Origin of the sequence: Pseudomonas pisciculturae (genome assembly GCF_015461805.1) — a bacterium.
Lineage (GTDB): Bacteria > Pseudomonadota > Gammaproteobacteria > Pseudomonadales > Pseudomonadaceae > Aquipseudomonas > Aquipseudomonas pisciculturae.
This window is the reverse complement of the sequence record NZ_JACVZE010000009.1, coordinates 134,811-153,189: the sequence shown is the minus strand read 5'-3', so window position 1 is coordinate 153,189 and position 18,379 is coordinate 134,811. Positions and strand designations below refer to the sequence as shown.

Genomic DNA, 18,379 nt, shown 5'->3' with positions numbered 1-18,379 from the left:
CCCTGTTTATTCGACCGTAGCCCTCGCCATGCCCCAGACCACTGCTCACCACGTCACCATCATCGGCGGCGGCCCCGCCGGGCTGATGGCCGCCGAAGTCCTGAGCCAGGCGGGCGTGCGGGTGGACCTGTACGACGGCATGCCTTCGGTGGGGCGCAAATTCCTGCTGGCGGGCGTGGGCGGCATGAACATCACACACTCCGAAGCCTACCCGGCGTTCTTGTCGCGCTACGCCGAACGTGCACCGCACATGGCGCCGTTGCTGCGGGGGTTTGGCGCCGAAGCGTTGTGCGAATGGATACATGGGCTGGGCATCGAAACCTTTGTCGGCACCTCTGGCCGCGTGTTTCCGACCGATATGAAAGCCGCTCCCCTGCTGCGCGCCTGGCTCAAGCGTTTGCGGGACCAAGGCGTGGTTATCCACACCCGGCATCGTTGGGCAGGCTGGAATGCGCAGGGTGATTTACTTATCCACAGCCCGGACGGCGAAAAAACCGTCCGCAGTGATGCAGTCCTGCTGGCCCTCGGCGGCGGCAGTTGGTCGCGCTTGGGTTCCGACGGCGCTTGGCTCAAGTCGCTGGAAGACCGAGGCGTGCCCTGCGCCCCGCTGCAACCAAGCAATTGCGGTTTTGAGGTGTCGGGCTGGAGTGAATTGATGGTCAGCAAATTCGCCGGTGCCCCCCTGAAAAATGCGGCGATCGGTCTGGGCGACGACAAACCGCGCCTGGGCGAATGCGTGATCACCGCCACCGGCATCGAAGGCAGCCTGATCTACGCACTGTCGGCGCCGATTCGTGAAGCGATCAACCAAACCGGTTCGGCCGCGGTGCATATCGACCTGTTGCCGAGCAAGCCTGTGGACAAAATCCAGGCTGCCTTGGCCAAGCCACGGGGCTCACGCTCGATGAGCAAGCACTTGCACAGTCAATTGGGGTTGGATGGGGTGAAGGCGGCGCTGTTGCGTGAGTTGGCACCGGCTGAACATTTCAACGATCCGGCGCAACTGGCGGTGGATATCAAGGCGCTGCCCCTGACCCTGGTGAAAACCCGGCCGATGGATGAGGCGATCAGTACCGCGGGCGGCGTGCCATTTGAGGCGCTGGATGAACGCTTGATGCTCAAGCAATTGCCGGGGGTGTTTTGTGCGGGGGAGATGCTGGATTGGGAGGCGCCGACCGGGGGCTACTTGCTGACCGGGTGTTTTGCCAGTGGGCGGGCGGCTGGGCGGGGGATGCTGGAGTGGCTTAAAGGCTGAGATCTTTGTTGGATTCAAGGCCGCCATCGGGGGCAAGCCCCCTCCCACACTTGATTTGTGAATACCTTCAAATGTGGGAGGGGGCTTGCCCCCGATGGGGCCATCAGCCCCACCGCAACATCACTTCTTCTTACGCGGCCCAGTATTAAACACCGGCACCTTGCGCACCGGTTTGATCGAAGGCTCCACTGGCGCCGACTCCCCGCTGTCCACCCACTTGCCCAGGTTGCGCTTACCGCCACCGCCGGACGTTTTAGGCTTCTTCGGTTTTTTCGGCTTCTTCACCACCTGCCCGCTGGCATCGGTGTCGGGCACGCGGTGTTCCGGTTCGAAATCCTGCTCCATGTGGCGAGCCAACGTCTGACGGGTCAACATCTCGATGGCCGACAGCATGTTCACTTCATCAGCGCACACCAGGGAAATTGCCTCACCGGTGTTGCCCGCACGACCGGTACGGCCGATACGGTGGATGTAGTCCTCGGCCACAATTGGCAGGTCGAAGTTGACCACCAGCGGCAGGTCTTCGATATCCAGGCCACGGGCGGCCACGTCGGTGGCGACCAGGATCTGCACATCGCTCGACTTGAAACGGTCCAGCACACGCTGGCGCGTGGCTTGGGGTTTGTCGCCGTGGATGCCATCGGCGTTGATGCCCAGGCCCTGCAACTTATCCACCAGCGCATCTACGCCGTTACGGGTCTTGGCGAACACCAGCACTTGTTTCCAACGGCCTTTGCGCATCAGGTGCACAAACAGCTCCGGCTTGCGCTTTTTGTCGACCGGCACCACCCACTGCTTCACGGTGTTGGCGGCGACGTTGCGCGGGCTGACTTCGATGCTCAGCGGGTCGTTGAGCATCTGCCCGGCCAGCTGGCGGATGTCATCGGAGAAGGTCGCAGAAAACAGCAGCGTCTGGCGCTTTTTCGGCAGCATGCGGTAGATGTTTGCCAGCTCTTCCGAGAAGCCCAGGTCGAGCATGCGGTCGGCTTCGTCCAGCACCAGGGTTTGCAGCTGGTTGAGTTTCAGCGCGTTCTGGCGGAACAAGTCGATCAGGCGACCCGGCGTGGCGACCAGAATGTCGACGCCCTTGCGCAGCTTCATCATCTGCGGGTTGATGCTCACGCCGCCGTACACCGCGTAAGTGGTGAGCGGCAGGTTTTGCGCATACTCGGCGACGCTGGCGTGCACCTGCTCGGCCAGCTCGCGGGTTGGGCACAGAATCAGCGCGCGTGCCGAGTTGGCGGCGACTTTCGGCCCTTCCATGGTCAGCAGTTGCAGCAACGGCACGGCAAAACCTGCGGTCTTGCCGGTGCCGGTCTGGGCCGCAGCCATCAGGTCGCGACCGGCCAGCACCGCCGGAATGGCTTGCGCCTGCACCGGCGTCGGGGTCTGGTAGCCAAGCGTCTCAAGGGCGCGCAGCAAGGGTTCGATCAGGCCAAGGGTGGCGAAAGTCATGTGTTTACCGTAGGAAAATTCAGCGCAAGGAACGCAATGGGGCGCAGTTTACCTTATTTCCGGCTTCGGCTTGCGCCACTGGGGCAGGCTGATCAACAGCACCGCGCTGATGATCACCAGCATCGCCAAGGCCTCTTCCATACCAATGGTTTCGCCCACGAAGACGATACCCAACAACACCGCCACCGCCGGGTTGACGTAGGCATAGCTGGTCGCCGCCGCCGGGCGCACGTGCTTGAGCAGGTACATATAGGCGTTGAAGGCGATGATCGAGCCGAATACCGCCAAGTAGGCCAAGGCCAGCCAGCCTTCTATCGGCGGCATGGCGTGCAGACGTTCGCCGCTCAGCGCGCTGCCGATCAGCAGTGTCACACCGGCCACCAGCATTTCTGCGGCACTGGCCATGGCGCCCTGGGGCAGCGGCAGGCGTCGGCTCCACACCGAACCAAAGGCCCACGAGGCCGCAGCAAATAGCAGCAAGGCCGCGCCGGTCGGGCTTGATTGCAGGGTGCTGCCCATGTTGAGCATGGCGATGCCTGCAATCCCCAGAATCACCCCGGCCCATTCCAGACGCGTATTACGCGCCCCCCAGAAATAGCCGCAGAGCAAGGTGAACAACGGCACGGTCGCAACCGCCAGCGCGGCCACACCGGACGACACCCCGGAGTGCTCGGCCAATGTCACGCCGCCGTTGCCGAAGGTCAGCAGCAAAATGCCGATCTTGGCCGCGGCCTTCCACTGCTCCCAGGTCGGCGCCGGCGCCCCGCGCCAGCGCAAAAATACGTACATCGCCGCACCGGCCATCAGAAAGCGAATCCCGCCCAACATCAACGGCGGCCAATACTCCACGCCAATGCGGATCACCAGGTAGGTGGAACCCCAAATCACATACAGCGCAAAAAAAGCGGCGATCAACGGTAAGGGAAAGCGACGTGGGCCAGGCATTGGGTGGCTCTATGGCAGTAGAAGAGATGCATATTCTAAAAAGGCAGGTGATTAAACATAAGTTACAAAACCTGTTTAAACCGCCAATACACTTTTCAAAGCATGGTTATGAAGGCTATAAACCATGCTTTCGAAAGCCACGCGCAACTGGAGCCTTATCATGGACAAATACGACCGCATGCTCCTAAGCGCCCTGCTCGAAGACGGCCGGGCTTCTTTCGCCCAACTGGCGCGTACGGTAAACCTCTCGGCCCCGGCCGTGGCTGAGCGGGTGGCTAAGCTGGAAGCCAGTGGCGTAATCACCGGTTACCAGGCCAAGGTGGACCTGTCCAAAGTCGGCTTGCCGATCCAATGCGTGATCGAACTGCGCCTGACCAATCACGGCAGCCAGAAGGTCTACGACGAATTGAGCAAGATCCCCGAGCTGACCGAATGCCATCGGGTCACGGGTGATCCGTGCGTGATCATGCAGGCGGCGGTGGGGTCGATGCCGGAGTTGGAAGACCTGATTAACCGGGTGGCGAAGTTTGGGTTCAGCAAGACCTCGATTATTTTGTCGAGTGCGATAGAGCGGCGGGTGCCATTGGGGCAGTTGGAGGCCAATGGCAAAAGTGGCAACTGACCCGCCACCATCGGGGACCGCGTAGGGCATGAACAACGCGGTCAAATGTGGGAGGGGGCTTGCCCCCGATGGCAGTGTGTCAGCTAAAGATGAGCTGACTGATCCACCGCTATCGGGGGCAAGCCCCCTCCCACATTTAGAGCTTTATCATTCTTGAATGCGGGCTCGGGCTCAGAACCCGCGATGTTTCTTGAGGTGCTCGTTGATCTTCGCCGCCGGCACTTTCTGCAAGGTGCACAGCAGGTCATGGGACAGTTCGCGCAAGCCGTGGGTGCCGCGCAACTCCTGCGCCAAATGGGCGGTCAAGTTCGCGGCCATCTCCGCATCCGCCATCGCCCGGTGAGCCTTGCCGGTGTGGGGCAGCTGGGCAAAGGTGTTCAGCGTGCCGAGCTTGTGGTTCGGCGCTGTCGGCATCAAGCGTCGCGCCAGTAACAACGAACAGGCAAATTTCTGCAGACGGGTGCGGCGGATCAGGCCCAGTTCGAAGTCCCAGAACTTCTGGTCGAACGCGGCGTTGTGCGCCAGCAATGGGGTGGTGCCGACGAACTCGTTGACTTCGTTCATCACCCGCTCGGCCGGCGGCGCAGCGCGCAGCATGGCGTTGCTGATGCCGGTGAGTTGTTCGATGAAACCGGGGACGCGCACGCCTGCATTCATCAGGCTCTGGTAGCGGTCCACGATCTGACCACGTTCGAGGATGACCACCGCGATTTCCGTGGCGCGACAGTGGCTGCTCGGGGTAATGCCAGTGGTTTCAAAGTCGATGACCGCTATACGTTCCAAACCTGTTCCAACTCCGTCTAATCAATTTATTTGAGCAGCAATGCGCCTTCAATCGGCACGTAGCGGCTGGCGGCGCGTATCAGTGAGTTCGCCGTCAACCCCGGTACGCCATAGGCCACGGCTTCGACGCCATGTTTTTGGATGATACGGTCGAGCAGCATGTCGAAATCACCGTCACCTGAGGCCAGCACGATCTCGTCGACATGGTCGGCGGCGTCCATGATGTCGAGGGTGATGCCCACGTCCCAGTCGCCCTTGGCCGAGCCGTCGCTGCGCTGGATGTAGGGCTTGAGCTTTACCGTAAAGCCCAGGTTGCGCAGGATCTGCTGGAACTGCTGCTGCTTACTGTCGCCACGGTCGATGGCGTAGGCATACGCCTCGACGATCTGCCCGCGCGAGCTGATGTCAGCCCACAGGGCGGCGTAGTTGAAGTGGCAGCCATACGCCTGGCGTACGGTGTAGTAGAGGTTTTGCACATCGGCGAACACTGCAATTTTTTTCACCGCACTTCCCCATGACAGCCACTTGGACGCCGGGCGCAAAGGCCCGCAAAGGCGCCAGTATGCCAGCCATGGGAACGTTTCCGAGAAAAATCAGCCCGAAGCGACGAAGCGCCTCGGGCCTCATCGTGTCAGACGAAGGAATCGTCGTCGCCGAAAGAAGAGGAGTCGTCGGAATAATCGCTGTCGGCGAAGCTGTCCGAGTTGTTGCTGCCCCAGTTGTCATTGCCGGCGAATTTCTGATCATCGTTGCCCCAACCGCCTTGGTCGCTGGCCGGTGCGGGTTGCTCGATGATTTCTTCTACGACCTGCGGTTGCTGGTTGTGGTGGAACAGGCTGCTGATGCCTTCGGCCAACAACACACCACCCGCCACGCCAGCGGCGGTTTTCATCGCGCCGCCGAGAAAGCCGCTGCCAGCCGGTGCAGCAGCGGGAGGCTGTTGATAACTTTGTTGCGGCGCAGGCTGCTGGTTAAACGATGGCCGCGTCGGCTCACGCCAGCCGCCGCCAGAAGCTGGGGTTTGTGCCGGTTGCGAATCGCGAGAAGCCCCGCCGCCAAAAATGCTCGACAAGAAACCACCGCCGCTCGAAGGCGCCGGCGCTGAGGACTTGGCCCGCTGCAACTCGTCTTGCAACTGCTGGATCTGCTGCGCCTGCTGCTTGTTCTGCGCGTCGAGGCTCTTGAGCGCGTGTTCCTGCACCAAAATCGACTGGGTCATGTAGTACCCGGCCGCCGGTTGGCGCGTCATGTGCTCCTTGATCCGCGCTTCTGCCTGGGCGTCGCGGGGGGCTGAATCCGTTTCGGCTTGTTGCAACCGTGAAAACAGTCCATCGATCAGGGTTTGCTCTTCGCTGTTCATGGCGACCTCGTTAGATTGCCGGTAAAAATCGTGGCCCCGCCTGCAATCAGGCTAAGGTGCAATCCAGTTATGGGGGTGTTACCAGTTGTTTCAATAGTCTTTACTCAAGGTTTACGTTTGCGTACCCAAGGTCACGATCGGTTAAAGTGTCGCCCTTGCATTTAGGCCTGTGATGAACCTGATGAATCCGTTAGACGTACTGCGCGACTCCTTGCGTTTCACCCTCGGCAACCTGGGCGCTATCGTTCAGTTGTGCCTGCCGTTGGTGATCCTCGAAGCCCTGCTTCAACAGGTGCTCAACCACGTGGTCGGCGCGGATGCCTTCCCCGGCTATAGCGTGGTAGTGGGGTTGTTGGTGTACCCGTTGTACACCGGCGCGCTGATCCTGTTTCTCGACGCCCGCACCCGTGGCGAGTCGCCGCGCACCAAGGATGTGTGGGCCATGGCCCTGACGCTGTGGCCGCGTTTCGCCCTGCTGACGGCCATGAGCACGCTGCTGATTTTGCTGGGGCTGTCGCTGTATTTTCTGCCGGGTCTGTTTCTGATGGTGGTATTGGCCTTTGCCGAATACCTGCTGGTGCTGCGCGGCATGCCGGCGCTGGAGGCGATGAAGGAAAGCATCCGCCTGAGCCGTGGGCATTTCTGGCGAATCCTGCTGTGCCTGCTGTGCGTGATGACGCCGCTGTGGCTGCTCAAAGGCGCCAGCGTCGCGGCCTACCCTACCCCGGCGCCATTGCTCGGGCTGGTGATGGACAGCGCCCACAGCTTCCTGCAACTGTTCACCAGCGTGGTGCTGTTCCGTTTATTCATGCTGATCGGTGGTGATGCCGACGCACGGTGATATGCTCCGTGCCACCTCTGAAACGCTATAAGCCGAGCCGATGACCCGTTTATTGCGCATAACCTTGTTGGGCCTGTTGATTATCGCAGGCCTACTCGCCACTCTCATTTACAGCCTGACCTGGCGCCCCGAGCCCAAGCAAACCTTGCCCGTGAGTTGCGTGGCGCCCCGTGCGCCGACGCTGTTGCCGGGCCAGGCGCTCAAGGTCATGACCTGGAACGTGCAATACCTGGCCGGTAAAAACTACGTGTTTTGGTACGACACCGCCGATGGCAAAGGCCCCGACGACCGCCCCACCGTGGAAGACATGGCCGCCAGCCTCGACGAAGTGGCGCGGGTGATTCGCGACGAACAACCCGACATCCTGCTGCTGCAAGAACTCGACGAAAACGCCAAGCCCTCCCACTACCAAGACCAGCTTGCCCTATTGCAAGAACGCTTGGTCGACCTCTACCCCTGCAGCGCCCAGGCCTTCGACTGGAAAGCCGATTTCGTGCCCAACTGGCATATCTTCGGCAGCGTCGGCCGCAAACTGGCGACCCTCAGCCGCTACCAGATCGAACACGCCGAACGCCTGCAATTGCCGGTTTCGCCCACCAACGTCATCAGTCGCCAGTTCCAACCCAAGCCCGCCTTGCTGCTAACGTACCTGCCGCTGAGCGATGGCGGCCAGTTGGCCGTGCTCAACACCCGCCTGGACGGCGATGCCCCGGGGCGCAGTGCCGTGTTGGAGCAAGTGCAAACCACCGTCAAGTTGCTGGATAAATTCGAAGGCCGTGGCACACCCTGGCTGATCGGCGGGGATTTCAACCTGCTGCCCCTGGGGCAATTCCTACGCCTGGATGCAGGCAAACGCGGGCAGTATTCGCCGGACAGCGAGCTGCACCTGCTGTGGGACAAATACCCGATGATCCCCAGCAACAGCCAATCGAGCGGCATCGACCGTGAGAAATGGCTGACGAACTTCCCCAACGACCCCAGCGTCGATGGCCCGGATCGCACCGTCGACTATCTGTTCTACAGCCCGCGCATCAAGCGGGTGGAAGCCAAGGTGCGACAGGACGACACCCTGCGCATTTCCAATCATCTTCCGGTGATTGCGCGCTTCCTACTGCCGACCTTGTAATGCACCGCACATTGTCCTCTAAAAGGGGACAATGAATCCCGAACCAGCCTAATTGTCTCTCACTCGATCAGGCCGTAAATTTACTCCCAAGCCAGCACGCAGACAGCCAGAGGCGCTGAAGCGGCCTCCCCCTTCCAATACTTCAAGTGAGCGCAAACCACATGAACACTTTCAAAAAAGCCCTGACCGCCACCCTGCTCGCCCTGTCCATCGGCAGCGCCTATGCCGCCGACACCGCAGTGCCCGAGCACCAGACCCAAGCGTTTCTCAACGCACTGGCCGCCGGCGGCGGTCGCCCGCTGGAGCAACTGAGCCCCAAGGATGCCCGTGCGGTGCTGACCGGCGCGCAGAACTCGGTGAAGGTGGACATGTCGGGCATTGAAGTCCGCGACAAGACCATCAAGGCCGATGGCCAGGACCTCAAGCTGACCATCGTGCGCCCCGCCAACGTCAAGGGTGAGCTGCCGGTGTTCATGTACTTCCACGGCGGCGGCTGGGTGCTCGGCGACTACCCAACCCACGCCCGTCTGATTCGTGACCTGGTAGTAGGCTCTGGCGCCGTGGCGGTGTATGTCGACTACACACCATCGCCAGAAGCGCACTACCCGACGGCGATCAACCAGGCCTACGCCGCGACCCGTTGGGTAGCTGAGCATGGCAAGGAGATCAACGTCGATGGCAGCCGCTTGGCGGTGGCCGGCAACAGCGTCGGCGGCAATATGGCGGCGGTGGTTGCGCTGAAGGCCAAGGAACAGAACGCGCCGAAATTGCGCTTCCAACTGCTGTTGTGGCCGGTGACCGATGCCAGCTTCGACACCCCGTCGTACAAGCAGTACGCCGAGGGCCACTTCCTGACCAAAAACATGATGAGCTGGTTCTGGGACAGCTACACCACCGACGCCAAGCAACGTGCCGAGATCTACGCCTCGCCATTGCGGGCCACCAATGCGCAACTGACCGGCCTGCCACCGGCACTGGTACAAACCGCTGGGCTGGATGTACTGCGCGATGAAGGCGAGGCCTATGCCCGCAAGCTGGATGCGGCCGGTGTGGACGTGACGGCGGTACGCTACAACGGGATGATCCATGACTACGGCTTGCTCAACCCGCTGAGCAGTATTCCGGAAGTCAAAGCAGCCATGCGTCAGGCGGCGGGTGAGTTGAAGGCTCACCTGAACTGATAGCCCAGTTAAAAATCCCGCGTTGATCGCGGGATTTTTTATTTGCGCGGTTTTATTCGCGCAGTGGGTTCGGCAATCAACGGATCATCCGGCCAGTAATGTTTCGGGTACCGCCCCTTCAGATCCTTCTTCACCTCGATGTAGGTACTGCGCCAGAAGTTCGCCAGATCTTGCGTCACCTGCACCGGCCGGCGCGCCGGGGACAGCAGGTGCAATTTCACCACCTGGCGCCCGCCGGCAATGCGCGGGGTGTCTGCCAGGCCGAACAGTTCCTGCAAACGCACCGCCAGAATCGGCGGCATTTCGCTGTAGTCCAAACGCACCGATGAGCCCGACGGCACTTTCACATGCTGCGGCGCCAGATCATCCAGGCGTTGGGGCAGCGGCCAGGGCAGCAGGTTGTGCAGGAAGCTGGAAATATCCAGATTACTGAAATGGCTCAGGCGCGAAACTTTACCCAAATAGGGCATCAGCCAGTGTTCGAGGCTGTCGAGCAAGGCGTTGTCGCTGATGTCAGGCCATTCGCTGGTTTTGCCGCTGTCGAGGTGGCGTAGCAGCATGACGCGAGCTTGCCATTGGCGCAGTTCGGGCGTCCACGGCAGCAGCTCCAGCCCTTTGCGGCGCACCAGGTTGACCAGCGCCTGGCTGCGGGCGGATTCGTCCAGGCCCGTGAGCGGTTCGCGGCTGAGCACCAGTTCGCCGACTTTGCGCTGGCGCTCGGCGCGCAGCACGCCTTCGCGTTCGTCCCAGTCGAGCTGATCGACGTTGCGCACTTGCTCGGCGAGTACCGTGTCGAACAGCGCGGGATCAAAATCCGCTGCCAGGTAGATACGCTCTTCGCGCTGGCCCTGGCGGCTACCGAGGTCGGCGATGACCAGCCAGGGTTGTTTCATCAGGCTGTCGGCTTCGGCAAACAGCGCGGCGCGGCCGTTGGCCAGGCGATATTCAGCGCCGCCGGGGCGACGCTGTTGAGCGACGCGGTCGGGGTAAGCCAACGCCAGCAAGGCCCCAAGCCATCGTGGGTGATCAGGGTCGGTCACGGGTTGCTTGGCCTGACCTCTCAGATAGCCGCGATATTGCCGCGCCAGTTGTTTGGCCCGCTGCACACCGCCTTGGGTGCCGCGTGCACGCTCCTCACCGGACATCAGCGCCAGGCGACTGTGCAGGTCCGCGCCGCCACCGCGCAAGATATCGCGCTCCCCCAGCAGCGCGGCCACATCACACGCCGTCGCCGCCAGGCCCAGTTCCTGGCCGCGTAACAATAGATGGCCGATACGCGGATGGGCCGGCAGTTCGGCCATTTTCTGGCCATGGGCGGTGAGTTTGTCGTCATTCAGGGCGCCCAGTCGCACCAGCAAATCCTGGGCCTGGGCATAGGCGGCGGTCGGCGGCACATCGAGCCATACCAGTTGATTAGGCGTGACGCCCCAGCGCGACAACTGCAAAGCCAAACCTGCGAGGTCGGCGGCCAGGATTTCTGCACTGCTGTAGGCAGTCAACCCTTCATGCTGGTCTTCGGACCACAACCGATAACACACTCCCGGCTCCAACCGCCCTGCCCGGCCAGCACGTTGGGTGGCGCTCGCACGGGAGATACGCTGAGTGTCGAGGCGGGTCATGCCGCTGCCGGGGTCGAAACGCGGCACCCGCGCCAGCCCGGCATCGATCACCACGCGCACGCCGTTGATGGTCAGGCTGGTCTCGGCGATGTTGGTGGCCAGCACCACTTTGCGTTTGCCTGCGGGCGCTGGGTCGATGGCGGCGCGCTGGGCATTCAGGTCCAGCTCGCCATGCAGCGGGCATAACAATACGTCAGCGCGATCGCCAAGGGCGTCAGCCAACTGCTGGTTGACCCGACGAATCTCCGCCTGACCCGGTAGGAAAACCAACACACTGCCGGTTTCGTCCTGCAGGGCGTCGAGGATGGTTTGCACCAGCCGTGGCTCGATAAACTCCCCGGCCTGATAAGGCCGGCCCCAGCGCATCTGCACCGGGAACATGCGCCCTTCACTGCGCAGGATCGGCGCGTTACCCAGCAAACCGGCCAGGCGCTCGCCTTCGAGGGTGGCGGACATCAGCAGGATTTTCAGCGGTTGCTCATCACGAAACAGGTCACGGCCGTTGAGGCTCAGGGCCAACGCCAGGTCGGCGTCGAGGCTGCGTTCGTGGAATTCGTCAAAGATCAGCAGGCCCACGCCGTCCAGCGCGGGGTCATCCTGCAAGCGCCGGGTGAGGATGCCTTCGGTGACCACTTCGATGCGGGTGTTGGGGCCGACTTTGCTGTCGAGGCGAATGCGATAGCCGACGGTTTCGCCGACCTTTTCACCCAACTCGCTGGCCAAGCGTTCGGCAGCCGCGCGGGCAGCGAGGCGGCGGGGTTCGAGCATCAGGATGGTCTGCCCGGCCAGCCATGGCTCGTTCAATAATGCCAAAGGCACGCGGGTGGTTTTACCGGCGCCGGGCGGCGCTTCCAGCACGGCTTCATGGCGACTCGCCAAGGCGTCACGCAGGGCGGGTAAAACATCATCGATCGGCAACGAATTCATACTGGCTCCAAAGCAGAGCGGCGAGTATAACGGCGAACTGCTGAGTGCCGGCGCTGGTCATAGAAACACCGCTGAGCCGGGCGGTGAACACTGTCCTAATGTGGGAGGGGGCTTGCTCCCGATAGCGGTGTATCAGTAACAAATAAGTTGCCTGACACACTGTCATCGGGAGCAAGCCCCCTCCCACATTGGTTCAGTGTCGCCCGGTAGATCTAGCTTATAGTCACCTTTAAACATGTTCTGGAGATTCCCCCATGCGTATCGCTTCCCGTGTCATCGGCGGTGTCCTCGCCGTCACCCTGTTGAGCCAACTGACGGCCTGCGGTTCGATCTTCTTCCCCGACCGCCGTGGCCAGATCGACGGCAAGATCGACCCCACCGTAGTCGTGCTCGATGCCATCGGCCTGTTGTTCTACGTGATCCCTGGCCTGATCGCCTTCGGTGTGGACTTCGCCACCGGCGCCATCTACTTCGAGCCGGGCAAGACTGCCCAGGTCGACCCGGCAAAACTCCATGAAGCCATCGGCGCCGACGGCAAGGTCGACAACGTCAAGCTGCAAACCATCATCCAGAAAGAAACCGGCCACCGCCTGCCGCTGGACGACCCGCGCATGATCCAGTTCAAGGGCAGCGTGCAACAACTGGCAGCCCTCGGCCTGAAGTCGGCTGCCTAAGCCATGACCAGCAGCCCCGAACACGCCAGGCTGTTACGCCTGGCCACGCGCGCTTCGGTGGGCGTGGCCTGTGCGCTGATTATCACCAAGGCCATCGCCTGGTGGCTCAGCGGCTCGGTGAGCATGCTCGCCGGGTTGACCGACTCGCTGCTGGACGGCGTGACCTCGCTGCTGAACCTGGTCGCGGTGCATTACGCCCTGCGCCCGGCGGACGACGATCACCGTTACGGCCATGGCAAGGCGGAATCGTTGTCGGGCATGGCCCAGGCGCTGTTTATCGCCGGCAGTGCGGTGTTGATCGCGTTCCAGGCCTATGACCGCTTGCAGCATCCGGAGCCCGTAGGCGCACCGTGGTTGAGCATTGGCGTGATCATCTTTTCGCTGGTGCTGACGGTCGCGCTGCTGATGCTGCAACACCGGGTGATCCGCGAAACCGGCTCCAACGCGGTACGCGCCGACTCCCTGCATTACCGATCGGACTTGATGCTCAACGGCAGCATCCTGGTGGCCTTGGTACTGGCGGGTTTCGGTTTTCATCAAGTGGACGCCTGGTTCGGCCTGGGTATCGCCGCCTACATCTTGTGGAGCGCGATCCAGATCGCCCGTGAAAGCTTTGCGGTATTGATGGACGAGGAACTGCCGCCAGACGTCAGCCAGCACATGCTGGAACTGGCCCGTGGCGTACCCGGAGTGTTGGGCGCCCATGACTTGCGCACGCGTATTTCGGGCAGCCACTGGTTTGTGCAGCTGCACCTGGAGTTGCCGGGGGAATTGACCTTGTCAGTGGCCCACGGCATCAGCGACCAGGCCGCCGATGCCATTCACCACGCCTACCCACGTGCCGAAGTGCTGGTGCACGCCGACCCGCGGGAAGTGGTCACTGGCAACACGCCTTAGTACTGCACCTGATAACCGCGACTGCTCAGGCAGTTGCCCTGAGCCTGGCGGTAGGTTTGCACCACCGCCGGGTCTGGGGCGTAGGTGACTTGCTGCGGGTCGAAACCGCTTTGCTGCACGGCCCAGCGATAACAGTCGTAACCATCCTGCTGCACCTGGGCCGGTGATTGGCCGTTGGCGGGGTAAGCGACCACGTCATAGCCATTGCCTTGCGGCGCCGGTTGGGCCACCGGCACTTCGGTCGGCGGTTGCACCACCACGTACTGCTGGGAGCTGGTTTCGTAGGTGTAATAGGCACCGGCGGCGAGGAAGAACAGCGCGCTGCCCACCCACACTTCCCGCGCGTAATCGGGCAGGTATTGCACGCGAATGCCATACGGCGGCCTTACCACGACATAACGCGGGCCTTGCGGGCGATACCAATAGCCGCCAGAGAAGAAGTAGTCCTGGCCACGGTAAGGCACGCGGTAGTTGCGGTCGGGGAAGCGGTCGATCACGTAGCCGGGGCGGTGCTGCGGGCCAGGGCCCCAGCCATTGCCGTGACCATCCGGGCGGCCCGGCCAGCGGTTGTCGCCAGGACGGTTATTGTTGTAACCGCCGCCATTGTTACCCGGACGCGAACCTGGGCCCCCGGCTTCCCAATGCTGATTACCGTCATTGCGGCGCGGGATATCGCGGTAGTTGCCCTGACGCGGCTCCTGGGTTTGGCGCACGGTATCGGGGCGACTCTGGATCGGCAAATTGTTCGAGGGCTGCGGCGCAGGTCGCGGCTGTTCGGCATTTTGTGGGCGGCCTTGCCACTGCCCGCCGTTGCGCTGCTGTTGCTCGGCCCGCTCAAACTGCTGATTCTGCGGGCGCGCCTGGGCGTTCTCGGGGCGAGGCGCTTGCTGCTGGCGCGGCTGATTGTTGCCTTGCCCTCTTTCATGCTGACCACCGCCTTCAGGACGCGGCGCGTTATCACGCTCGTCGGCCAACACGTGGTTGCCAACGGCGGCCATCAGCAAACCTACACCTGCCAAACGCCAGATGCGCTTCATGCTATTCCTCACTGCGGTTTAGGGCCTGTTCATGAGACTGGAAAAGCACGGCCCGGTTCTCGGACAGGTTATCAGTCACGCGAAACTTTTTCGCAGGCATAAAGAAAGGGGTGACCCGTCGGCCACCCCTTGAGAACTTCGTCCTGGCTCAACGCTTGTGGCGTTGGCTCACCTCACGCCGCCTTCTGGGCAGTGTGCAGCCTGGAGGCCGGCTCAACCCTGCTGGGGTGGCGGCCGCAGCGGGCCTGATTGGGCGAGCTGCTTTGGACTGTTGTCCAGGCGGTGATTCTGTTGATAAAGATACCTGCCCGCGCCTGACGGATGATTGCGAAGATTGCGTCAATAAACAGTGCTTGCGCAATTTTTAACCCTTCATGGATAATTCACCGCAATAGTTACGACAAAGGCCAACCCAATGAGCAAGCTTGACCGATACGACCTGAGTATTTTGGCGGAATTGCAGCGCGACGCGAGGATCTCCAACCAGGAGTTGGCTGAACGTATCGGCCTGTCGCCGTCACCGTGCTCGCGCCGGGTCAAGCAGCTGGAGGACGATGGCTACATCGCCCGCCAGGTCGCCCTGCTCGACCGCAAGATGCTCGGCCTGAGCCTCACCGCCTACGTGCTGATCGGCATGGACCGGCACACCCCGGAGCGTTTCGAGAACTTCGAAGCGGCCATCCGCACCCTGCCCCAAGTGCTGGAATGCAGCCTGGTGACCGGGATGGATGCCGACTATCAGTTGAAAGTGGTGGTGCCGGATATGGATCACTACCAGAAGCTGCTGCTGGGGCATTTGACGCGTATCGACGGTGTGACCAGTGTGCGGTCGAGTTTTGTGCTGAACCAGGTGCTCAATAGCACCGAATTGCCACTGACTCACCTGCGCACTTGAAATCAATGCAGGACAAATGTGGGAGGGGGCTTGCCCCCGATAGCAATCTGTCAGTTGATGCATGTGTTGACTGACACACTGCAATCGGGGGCAAGCCCCCTCCCACATTTTGACCGTGCACGACGTAGGTCAATATAGCGCCTGCCACGCTGCCTTATACTTCCCGTCTGTATTGTCGGAAAAATACCCCATGAACAACATCGACCCCGCCCTCTTCGAAGAATGGATGATGACCGGCCTGGTCACGATCCTGATCATTTTCATGGGCTTTATCGTCTGGGACCTGGCAAAGAAGTCCAAAGCCGGTCGCTTTGGCTCGTTCATCCTGTTTTTCGTGCTGGGGCTGGGCGTGGCCGCGTTCATCATTAAAAGCGTGGTGATTGGCCTGATCGAGTCCGGCGCACTATAGGCGCGCCGGTACTTCCTTCCACTGGCCCTGGTCCAGGCCATCGATTGACCAATCCCCAATGCGCACGCGCACCAGGCGCAGCGTCGGCAAGCCCACCGCTGCGGTCATGCGTCGTACCTGGCGATTGCGCCCTTCACGAATCACCAATTCCAGCCAAGACGTGGGCACGCTTTTACGAAACCGTACCGGCGGGTTGCGCGGCCATAACTCGGGCTCATCCAACTGCCGAGCCTCGGCAGGCAAGGTCATACCGTCGTTCAATTCCACGCCATCGCGTAGGCGCTGCAACTGTTCTTCGGTGGGTTCGCCTTCGACTTGCACCCAGTAGGTTTTCGCCAGTTTGTGCTTGGGGTCGGCAATCCGCGCCTGTAGCTGGCCGTCATTGGTCAGCAGCAGCAAACCTTCGCTGTCACGGTCCAGGCGGCCTGCCGGGTAGATGCCGGGGATATCGATAAAGTCCTTGAGGGTCGCGCGCCCGCCTTCGTCGCTGAACTGGGTCAGCACGTCGAAGGGTTTATTGAACAAGATCAGCTTGGGCTCGGCCGGCGGTGCCTTGGCAACGCGGCGCGCAGCGGAGTACGGGGGTTTCACGCCAGGGCGGCGCGAATCGGGGCGAGTAGGACGGGACATGGCAAAGGAACATCTAACGGTCAGGACCGACAATGCTAGTGGCCTGACCGTTAAATAACCATCCCAACCGCTTAGCGGAACGGCGGCTCGTCGAAGCTGCGCAGTTTGCGCGAGTGCAGCGAGTTGAGCTCGGTGCGCAACAGATCCACTGCCTCGATGCCGATCTTCAAGTGCTGGCTGACCGCACGCTCATAGAACGCGTTAGCCGAGCCGGGCAGCTTGATTTCGCTGTGCAGCGGTTTGTCCGACACACACAACAAGGTGCCATACGGCACGCGCAGTCGATAACCTTGGGCCGCGATGGTGCCGCTTTCCATGTCCACGGCCACGGCGCGAGAGAGGTTGATCAGCGGTCGTTCCTGGGCCCAGCGCAGCTCCCAGTTGCGGTCGTCGTAGGTCAGCACGGTGCCGGTGCGCAGGCGCTTTTTCAGCTCTTCGCCTTTTTCGCCGGTGACGTTGGCCGCCGCTTGCTGGAGCGCCATCTGCACTTCCGCCAGGGCCGGGATCGGGATGTTCGGCGGCACCACGCGGTCGAGAATCCCGTCGCGGCGCATATAGGCGTGGGCCAGTACGTAGTCGCCGATGGTCTGGGATTGGCGCAGGCCGCCGCAGTGGCCAATCATCAACCAGCAATGCGGACGCAGCACGGCCAGGTGGTCGGTGATGTTCTTGGCGTTGGACGGGCCGACGCCAATGTTTACCAGCGTCACGCCGTGGCCGTCGGTGGCTTGCAAGTGATACGCCGGCATCTGGTAACGATGCCACACCACGCCTGCGGCAATGGCCGACGCTTCGCCGTGGTCCATGCTCTTGTCGATCACCACGTTGCCCGGCAGCACCATGCGGATAAAGCGCGGGTCGCTGCGCAGTTGTTCAAGGCCATGCAGGATGAACTGGTCGACATAACGGTGGTAGTTGGTCAGCAGAATCCACGGCTGCACATGGCGCCAGTCGCTGCCGGTGTAGTGCACCAGGCGGCGCAGGGAGAAGTCCACACGAGCGGCATCAAACAATGCCAGGGGCAGCGGGTCGGTGTTTTCCCAGTCGTACAGGCCATCGGCGATGCCATCGGTGGCGGCCGACAGGTCGGTGCTCGGGAATACGCGGGCCAGGGTGGCGGCGGTCACGCCGGAGCCGGCCAGTTCGTCGCCCTGCTCCACCACATACGGGTATGGAATGTTCTGTTGGCTGACGCCCACTTCCACCGTCACGGTGAAGTCGTGCATCAGCGGCACCAGTTGTTCCAGCAGGTATTTACGGAACGCGGCGGGATGGGTGACGGTGACGCTGTAGGTGCCCGGCAACTGGACCTTGGCATACGCCCGGGTGGTCTGTGGGACTTCGCCGTGGCAGTGGTAGGTCAGGCGCAGCTCTGGGTAGCGAAACAGCGCGCGTTGCTCGGCGTCGGGCTCGACGCGGTCTTTGAGGTATTGCTTGAGGGCCTGGTTGAGCGCGCCGGTAGCCCGCTCATGCAGGGCCGCCAGCCGGTCGACGGCTTCTTCGGCGGTTTGAACGACAACAAAAGCTTCGGTCACGGTAAGCATCCTGTGTTCTGACGTGCAGGCCTTTATCTTGCCTGTATCCCGGCCCTACTGAAACACCGGAGTTGGAATGCAATTATTAATGTGGGAGGGGGCTTGCCCCCGATGGCTGAGTGTCAGCAAGCCTATACATAGCTGACACACCGCTATCGGGGGCAAGCCCCCTCCCACACTTGGACCAC

At 61.8% G+C, this 18,379-nt stretch carries 18 protein-coding genes; 9 read left to right on the top strand and 9 right to left on the bottom strand.

All coding sequences use genetic code 11. From position 1 onward, the window contains the following. Window positions 1–28 precede the first annotated feature (28 nt). The gene (locus ICY20_RS23180; protein ID WP_194938674.1) at window positions 29–1,255 is read left to right on the top strand and encodes a TIGR03862 family flavoprotein; all 1,227 of its coding nucleotides are present in this window, start codon (window positions 29–31) and stop codon (window positions 1,253–1,255) included. Between the two features lie 120 nt (window positions 1,256–1,375). Here ICY20_RS23180 and ICY20_RS23175 read toward each other — a convergent pair whose 3' ends face one another. Both ICY20_RS23175 and yedA read right to left on the bottom strand, forming a co-directional pair. Next, a complete protein-coding gene (locus ICY20_RS23175; RefSeq protein WP_194938673.1) occupies window positions 1,376–2,710 on the bottom strand; it encodes a DEAD/DEAH box helicase in 1,335 nt (444 codons plus the stop codon). 48 nt (window positions 2,711–2,758) lie between these two features. Then, the gene (yedA, locus tag ICY20_RS23170; RefSeq protein ID WP_159956000.1) at window positions 2,759–3,655 is read right to left on the bottom strand and encodes a drug/metabolite exporter YedA; all 897 of its coding nucleotides are present in this window, start codon (window positions 3,653–3,655) and stop codon (window positions 2,759–2,761) included. A 160-nt stretch (window positions 3,656–3,815) separates the two neighbouring features. Between yedA and ICY20_RS23165 the strand changes: the two genes are divergently transcribed. After that, on the top strand, window positions 3,816–4,277 hold the full coding sequence (locus ICY20_RS23165; RefSeq protein ID WP_159955998.1) for an Lrp/AsnC family transcriptional regulator: 462 nt from the start codon (window positions 3,816–3,818) through the stop codon (window positions 4,275–4,277). Window positions 4,278–4,448: 171 nt separating this feature from the next. Here ICY20_RS23165 and ICY20_RS23160 read toward each other — a convergent pair whose 3' ends face one another. The 3 genes from ICY20_RS23160 to ICY20_RS23150 form a co-directional block, all read right to left on the bottom strand. Then, entirely contained in the window at window positions 4,449–5,060 is a 612-nt protein-coding gene (locus ICY20_RS23160; RefSeq protein WP_159955996.1) for a 3'-5' exonuclease, read from the bottom strand. A gap of 26 nt (window positions 5,061–5,086) precedes the next feature. After that, the gene (locus ICY20_RS23155; RefSeq protein WP_159955994.1) at window positions 5,087–5,563 is read right to left on the bottom strand and encodes a LabA-like NYN domain-containing protein; all 477 of its coding nucleotides are present in this window, start codon (window positions 5,561–5,563) and stop codon (window positions 5,087–5,089) included. A 128-nt stretch (window positions 5,564–5,691) separates the two neighbouring features. Continuing rightward, window positions 5,692–6,420 (bottom strand): DUF2076 domain-containing protein, encoded by a 729-nt coding sequence (locus tag ICY20_RS23150; RefSeq protein WP_159955992.1) that lies wholly within the window; start codon window positions 6,418–6,420, stop codon window positions 5,692–5,694. 181 nt (window positions 6,421–6,601) lie between these two features. Between ICY20_RS23150 and ICY20_RS23145 the strand changes: the two genes are divergently transcribed. The 3 genes from ICY20_RS23145 to ICY20_RS23135 all read left to right on the top strand — a co-directional run bounded on the left by ICY20_RS23145 (window position 6,602) and on the right by ICY20_RS23135 (window position 9,568). Beyond that, a complete protein-coding gene (locus ICY20_RS23145; protein WP_159955990.1) occupies window positions 6,602–7,261 on the top strand; it encodes a YciC family protein in 660 nt (219 codons plus the stop codon). Window positions 7,262–7,301: 40 nt separating this feature from the next. Beyond that, window positions 7,302–8,387, top strand: a complete 1,086-nt coding sequence (locus ICY20_RS23140; protein ID WP_159955988.1) for an endonuclease/exonuclease/phosphatase family protein — start codon at window positions 7,302–7,304, stop codon at window positions 8,385–8,387. 161 nt (window positions 8,388–8,548) lie between these two features. Continuing rightward, a complete protein-coding gene (locus ICY20_RS23135; RefSeq protein WP_194938672.1) occupies window positions 8,549–9,568 on the top strand; it encodes an alpha/beta hydrolase in 1,020 nt (339 codons plus the stop codon). 38 nt (window positions 9,569–9,606) lie between these two features. On the opposite strand, the gene hrpB is transcribed toward ICY20_RS23135, so the two are convergent. Beyond that, complete coding sequence (hrpB, locus tag ICY20_RS23130; protein WP_194938671.1) at window positions 9,607–12,114, bottom strand: ATP-dependent helicase HrpB; 2,508 nt, start codon at window positions 12,112–12,114, stop codon at window positions 9,607–9,609. 254 nt (window positions 12,115–12,368) lie between these two features. Here hrpB and ICY20_RS23125 point away from each other — a divergent pair, with 254 nt between their 5' ends. Together ICY20_RS23125 and ICY20_RS23120 are read left to right on the top strand one after the other, a co-directional pair. Continuing rightward, the gene (locus ICY20_RS23125) at window positions 12,369–12,788 is read left to right on the top strand and encodes a polyribonucleotide nucleotidyltransferase (protein WP_159955982.1); all 420 of its coding nucleotides are present in this window, start codon (window positions 12,369–12,371) and stop codon (window positions 12,786–12,788) included. Between the two features lie 3 nt (window positions 12,789–12,791). After that, window positions 12,792–13,685 carry a cation diffusion facilitator family transporter gene (locus ICY20_RS23120; protein WP_194938670.1) on the top strand — a complete coding sequence of 298 codons (894 nt, stop codon included), beginning with the start codon at window positions 12,792–12,794 and terminating at the stop codon, window positions 13,683–13,685. On the opposite strand, the gene ICY20_RS23115 is transcribed toward ICY20_RS23120, so the two are convergent. Further along, on the bottom strand, window positions 13,682–14,722 hold the full coding sequence (locus tag ICY20_RS23115) for a DUF6515 family protein (protein ID WP_194938669.1): 1,041 nt from the start codon (window positions 14,720–14,722) through the stop codon (window positions 13,682–13,684). The two genes, ICY20_RS23120 and ICY20_RS23115, sit on opposite strands and share 4 nt — an antisense overlap. 415 nt (window positions 14,723–15,137) lie before the next feature. On the opposite strand from ICY20_RS23115, the gene ICY20_RS23110 reads away from it, so the two are divergent. Together ICY20_RS23110 and ICY20_RS23105 are read left to right on the top strand one after the other, a co-directional pair. Beyond that, entirely contained in the window at window positions 15,138–15,617 is a 480-nt protein-coding gene (locus ICY20_RS23110; protein WP_017735654.1) for an Lrp/AsnC family transcriptional regulator, read from the top strand. 199 nt (window positions 15,618–15,816) lie between these two features. Beyond that, a complete protein-coding gene (locus tag ICY20_RS23105; protein WP_025999909.1) occupies window positions 15,817–16,026 on the top strand; it encodes a DUF2788 domain-containing protein in 210 nt (69 codons plus the stop codon). Here ICY20_RS23105 and ICY20_RS23100 read toward each other — a convergent pair. Together ICY20_RS23100 and amn are read right to left on the bottom strand one after the other, a co-directional pair. Beyond that, a complete protein-coding gene (locus tag ICY20_RS23100; RefSeq protein WP_228758549.1) occupies window positions 16,021–16,656 on the bottom strand; it encodes a pseudouridine synthase in 636 nt (211 codons plus the stop codon). The two genes, ICY20_RS23105 and ICY20_RS23100, sit on opposite strands and share 6 nt — an antisense overlap. Before the next feature lie 71 nt (window positions 16,657–16,727). Then, a complete protein-coding gene (gene amn / locus ICY20_RS23095; protein WP_162240105.1) occupies window positions 16,728–18,200 on the bottom strand; it encodes an AMP nucleosidase in 1,473 nt (490 codons plus the stop codon). Between the last annotated feature and the right edge of the window lie 179 nt (window positions 18,201–18,379).